Here is a 4,828-nt window from a genome sequence, read left to right as displayed (position 1 = left end):
GCTCGGCCCCGCGCGCCGCGGGGGTTCTCCGCGGCGCGTGGCCCTCGCCCCCGCCCCCCCCCCCCCCGGGGGGGGGGGGCGCGGCCCCCCCCCCCCCCCGGACCGGTTACGCGTGCAGGAACGTTTCTGTGAAGCTGGTGCCGCCGGAGCCGAGCGCACCCGTACGCGCCTCGTAGGTGCCGTTCGCGCTGGGGTCGAGCGCGACGGGGCCGAAGGAGCTGAGGGACTTCCCGTTGACGGTCGCCGAGGAGAAGCTCAGGGTTCCGAAGTTGGGGTAGGACCCCGTCGGCGACTCGATGATGACCTCGGCACTGGTGCGCTGCGCAGAGAGGGACTTGGTGGTGGTGAAGGTCCAGCCCCGCGTGGAGTCCGTCAGCTTCAGGGTGTACTTGCTGCTCCCGGCGTAGGTCACCGAGGCGTTGATGACGTCGCCGGCCGACACGGGGTACGAGCTGAGGCTCAGGTAGACCGGGTTCGCCGGGTACATCTCGTACCAGGCCTGGTGCACGGGGCTTCCGCTGGAGCAGTCGGTCGCGACGCCGGTCTGCTCGACGGTGGACGAGCCGTATCCGTCGATGCCGACCCAGGGTGCGTACAGGTTGTTGGTGGAGTTGCAGGTCGCCCGCGCTTCGGTCCACGTCGCCGAGACCGATGTGAAGCCGCTGCCCGTGGCGGCGTAGCCGCCCCAGTTGTAGCCGTTGGTGTTGTAGTGCAGGGGGCGGAACGAGAGTCCGGGGGCGGCCGCCGTGGCGGCTGGTGCGACGGGAATGGCGAGGGTGCTTGCTGCGGCCGCGAGGGTGGCGACGCGTACGAGGAATCGGCGCACGCTGGCTCCTTTGTGGGGGGCGATCAGGGGCACATGGGCAACCTCCCCGGCCGCGTGGGGGCGGCTTCCGGGGTGGCCGGCAGTACAGAATGACGAACTGTCATGGTCCCGGCAAGAGCCTCGGCGCATTTAGGGTGATCAGTAAACTAATCTTTTACATAGCCGAGTTGACGAACAGTCCGGAAGTCGACGCTCGTCGATCGCGTGCGCACGGCGCTCGCGGAGACCGGCACGGGTCTTCCCACAAGGCATCACACCCGGACAACCTCGGGCGGGATCCATCCAGAGCGCGGCTGCCCCACGAGCGCGTGCAGGCCCGCTGCGGGGTGACCGTGTCGGGTGGCCCGACACCGGCCAAGACGTGCCCCGCCTGCCTGTCGCAGGACCTGCCCGCCGCGGCACTCAAGTGCCGCTGCTGCGGGACCGACCGGCCCTGAACCTGCCGACGCGGACGCTCGCAGGAGCGGCCGCGCAGTCGGCGGTCCCTGGAGGACCCGCAACGGAATGGGGTCTGTGATCCTCTGCGGCGGGTCGGCTCCGCCGCAGCGATGCCGGGGCGGCGTGGATCGGATGCGGGTGTCGATCACCGGCAGGGCCGGTGCCGTCACCCGTGCGGTGGCATCGCCGCGCCCGCGCCGGACCACCGTCCATAGCATGAGGACCGACCCAGATTCCTGCCGTTCCGGCGACTGCCGGGCGCCTGAGGGCCTAGCCAGGGAGAGTACGTGGACGCCTTCGAGACCGTGTCAGCGAGCAAGGGACAGCCGGTTCCCGAGCATCTCCGTGGTCTGTTCAACCACCCGGACGATGTGAAGGTCCAGAAGCTGCCCTGCGAGCTCCCCGAGGAGGGCTCGATGGCGGTGCACTTCGCCGCCGGGGCGCGCACCGTCCCGCACACGCACCACAACGGCCAGCACCTGGTCATCGTGGACGGCGTCGGTGTCGTCGCGGACGACAAAGGGGTCCACGTGGTGAGGGCCGGGGACGTGGTGAGCAGCCCTCCCGGCGGATGGCACTGGCACGGTGCGGCTCCCGACACGGCCATGACCCATGTGACGGTGGAGCATCCCGGCGACTTCGACCTGTCGGTGGAACGCCGCGACTGGGACAGCACGTACGGCAACCAGCCGGGCGTCTGACCACATCCGCACCGAGGGCCCCCTGCGACGACCCGCGCGTCGTGGTGCTCGCCCCAGCTTCGATCCGATCCAGGAGATACCCCGGATGTCGCATCACCTCGACTCGCCCGAGGCGCGGTCCGACCCGCGCCTGAACATCGCCGACCTGTACGTGTTCTCCGGAGAGACCGGGACGGTCTTCGTGATCAGTGTCTCCCCCTCCCTCGCCGGCGAGGACGCTCCGCAAGGCTTCCATCCGCAGGGGCGTTACGAGTTCCGCGTGGACGGTGACGGCGACCTGGTCCCCGAGTTGACCTACCGGGTCGCCTTCGGCGAGGCGGCGCCGGACGGCGTTCAGTCCGTGGAGGTACGGTCCCTGACCGGCGCTCGGGCCGTGGACGCCGCCGCCGAGGGCACCGTCGTCCTGACCGGCACGACCGGCAGCGCAGCATCGGGCGAAGGCGGGGTTCGCCTGTGGGCCGGGCGGGCACACGACCCCTTCTACCTCGACGCGACGGTGCTCGGCGCCGTGGGCAACGGCTTCGCGCAGGGGACCGCGGTCGATCTCTCCGGCTGGGACCGGACCAAGGCCGCGAACGAGCCGTTCAGAGACGACGAGGTCCACGCCCTGGTCCTGGAGGTTCCCGACGAGCACCTGCGGGCCGTCGCCGCCGACGGGCGCATCCGCGTCTGGGCGCTCGCGAGCCTGGCCACCGACGCAGGCGGCTGGCACCCTGTCAATCGCGTCGGTGTCCCCATGATCCAGCCGATCTTCGCCCAGCACGACGACGATCTCGCGGCGGAGCTGAACACCGGCGAACCCGCCAACGACCTCGACCGCTTCGGCGGCCGGATCGCCGGTGCCGCCGCAGCCGTAGTCGCCGCCCACGGTACGGCCGAGGATCCCGGCGCGTACGGCAGGACCGTCGCCGAACGGATCTTCCCCAACGTGCTGCCCTACACGCTGGGCACGCCGGCGGTCTTCGGCTTCGCAGGATGGAACGGCCGCTCGCTGACGGACAACGTCTGCGACGTCATGTTCTCCCTGGCCACCAACACCGCCCTCACCGCCGGGCTGACCAAGGACTCCGTGCCGCATCCGCCGACGGGCACGTTCCCGTACGTTGCAGCGACCGCCTGAACGTGACGGCGCGAACCGCCCGCCTCACCGGGAGGCGGGCGGTTCCTGCCTGCCGTCGCCCTCCGTGCCGGCGGGCGGCTGACGCCGAGGACCGCCTTCCTGCGGGTACCCGGTATGCCGGGCGGCGCGCTTCTCGAGCTCCCGGGGGCCGGTGGACTGTGCGGCGACCTGCCGGCGCTCCTCCGCGATCTCCCGGGACAGGAAGTAGTTGAGTGCCGTCCGGATGGCTGCGATGGCCGCCAACTGCCCGATCTGCTCGAAGGTCGGCGACACCGCGGTGCGCAGCACGTCCGAGGCGAGTTGGAACTCCAGCCCGAGGGCCAGGTAGGTGCCGAGGCCGAGCCGCACCGACACGAAGGACTCCGAACCGGCCCCGCGCAGGGTGAGCGTGATGAGCCGGATGAAGGAGAACACCGCCCCGAAGGCGATCACGACGGCGCCGCACGCCTCCACAACGGGAACGATGACCCCGAGGGCGTCCTCCAGGGCGCTCTCCGCGCTCATCGCGGCAACCGGGGAACTGCAGCAGTGCCCATCCGGCGGTCCTCCGTGGTGACGTCCGCATCCGTACAGCCGAAGCCCCCCTCAGTGGAAAGTCTCACGCGCCGACAGAATCGGCCAGTGCTCGCCCCGCCGGCCGTGAAGGAGGCACTTCGCACCGGCGCGGAGTTCGATGCGGTGCCGGCGTCGGTTGTGCAGCGACCCTCGTCCCGACCTTGTCGAACATCCCCTCGATGCCGATCCGCAGGGTGGCGCCGCTCAGGCCGCCGTCGGGCTCGGGACGCAGGAGGCTCTCCGCCACCAACGCCGGGCGCTGGAGCACCTACCCAGCGCAGCCGCTGAACGCGTCGCGCAAGCGGCGCCCATCACCCTCACCCTAAAGTGGGGCATAACCGGCAAAGCGGATCCTCATCACTCCCGATACCAAGGAAAGAGGAAAGTATGGCTGGCAAGGCAAGCATCGTATTTGCCCACGGCTTGTGGGCAGATGGCTCGTGCTTCGCAAAGCTGATCCCCGCGCTCCAGGCCGAGGGCCGCGAGGTCTTCGCATCGCAGCACGGTCTCGACTCGCTCGAGGGCGACGTCGCCTGCGTCACCCGCGCGATCAACCACGTGCCCGGCCCGGTCGTCCTCGTGGGCCACTCCTACGGCGGCACGCTCATCACCAAGGCGGGCGTGCACGACCGGGTAGGCGCTCTGGTGTACATCTGTGCGCTCGCCCCGGACGACGACGAGACCTCGACCCAGCACCTCGGCGCGTTTCCGGCCTCGCCGGTCTTCGACCACCTCGAGGTCGCCGACAACCGCATCTACCTCAAGGAGTCCGGCATCGGCCACTTCTGCGGCGACCTGTCGCAGGAGGAACAGAAGGTCGTGCTGGCGACCGCGACCGCGCCGGTCGCGGACCTCTTCGATCAGCAGGTACCCGGCAACGCCTGGCGACAGAAGCCGAGTTGGTTCATCGTGGGCACTCAGGACCGCACGGTGAATCCGGACCGGGAGCGCGCCTCCGCCGAACGGATGAAGGCCACGACCGTCAGCCTCGACAGCAGCCACGTTCCGATGCTCTCTCAGCCCGACGCTGTCCTCGACGTGATCCGCAACGCTGCGAAGACCCTGGATTAGGGCCAAGGACGGGGGTGTCTCGTTGCTCGTGCGGGCCGGCCAGGGCTACTGATCCGGCAGCGCCACTGCGCCGAGGCGCGAGGAGCAGCGGCGCGCGTGCGCGTGCTGCGGCGGCCG

The 4,828-nt window shown here is 70.4% G+C and carries 5 protein-coding genes; 3 read left to right on the top strand and 2 right to left on the bottom strand.

Translation table 11 applies throughout. From position 1 onward, the window contains the following. Positions 1-106: 106 nt before the first annotated feature. Positions 107-826, bottom strand: coding sequence for a G1 family glutamic endopeptidase (locus ACFV0G_RS20080; protein WP_380549267.1), 720 nt, complete (start codon positions 824-826; stop codon positions 107-109). 725 nt (positions 827-1,551) lie between these two features. Here ACFV0G_RS20080 and ACFV0G_RS20075 point away from each other — a divergent pair. Continuing rightward, positions 1,552-1,965 (top strand): cupin domain-containing protein, encoded by a 414-nt coding sequence (locus tag ACFV0G_RS20075; RefSeq protein WP_380549264.1) that lies wholly within the window; start codon positions 1,552-1,554, stop codon positions 1,963-1,965. A gap of 85 nt (positions 1,966-2,050) precedes the next feature. Beyond that, on the top strand, positions 2,051-3,085 hold the full coding sequence (locus tag ACFV0G_RS20070) for a DUF4331 family protein (RefSeq protein WP_380549261.1): 1,035 nt from the start codon (positions 2,051-2,053) through the stop codon (positions 3,083-3,085). Between the two features lie 24 nt (positions 3,086-3,109). On the opposite strand, the gene ACFV0G_RS20065 is transcribed toward ACFV0G_RS20070, so the two are convergent. Beyond that, complete coding sequence (locus ACFV0G_RS20065) at positions 3,110-3,589, bottom strand: DUF1622 domain-containing protein (protein ID WP_380549258.1); 480 nt, start codon at positions 3,587-3,589, stop codon at positions 3,110-3,112. 438 nt (positions 3,590-4,027) lie between these two features. Here ACFV0G_RS20065 and ACFV0G_RS20060 point away from each other — a divergent pair, with 438 nt between their 5' ends. Next, the gene (locus ACFV0G_RS20060; RefSeq protein ID WP_380549255.1) at positions 4,028-4,711 is read left to right on the top strand and encodes an alpha/beta fold hydrolase; all 684 of its coding nucleotides are present in this window, start codon (positions 4,028-4,030) and stop codon (positions 4,709-4,711) included. Positions 4,712-4,828 lie beyond the last annotated feature (117 nt).

It is taken from the genome of Kitasatospora sp. NPDC059571, from assembly GCF_042735675.1.
Taxonomy (GTDB): Bacteria; Actinomycetota; Actinomycetes; order Streptomycetales; family Streptomycetaceae; genus Kitasatospora.
This window is presented reverse-complemented; position numbering and strand designations above follow the sequence as displayed.

Bases quoted from the DNA above. Each gene is read 5' to 3' on its own strand.
- ACFV0G_RS20070 (WP_380549261.1), top strand. From the start codon at position 2,051: ATGTCGCATCACCTCGACTCGCCCGAGGCGCGGTCCGACCCGCGCCTG.
- ACFV0G_RS20060 (WP_380549255.1), top strand. From the start codon at position 4,028: ATGGCTGGCAAGGCAAGCATCGTATTTGCCCACGGCTTGTGGGCAGAT.
- ACFV0G_RS20065 (WP_380549258.1), bottom strand. From the start codon at position 3,589: ATGAGCGCGGAGAGCGCCCTGGAGGACGCCCTCGGGGTCATCGTTCCC.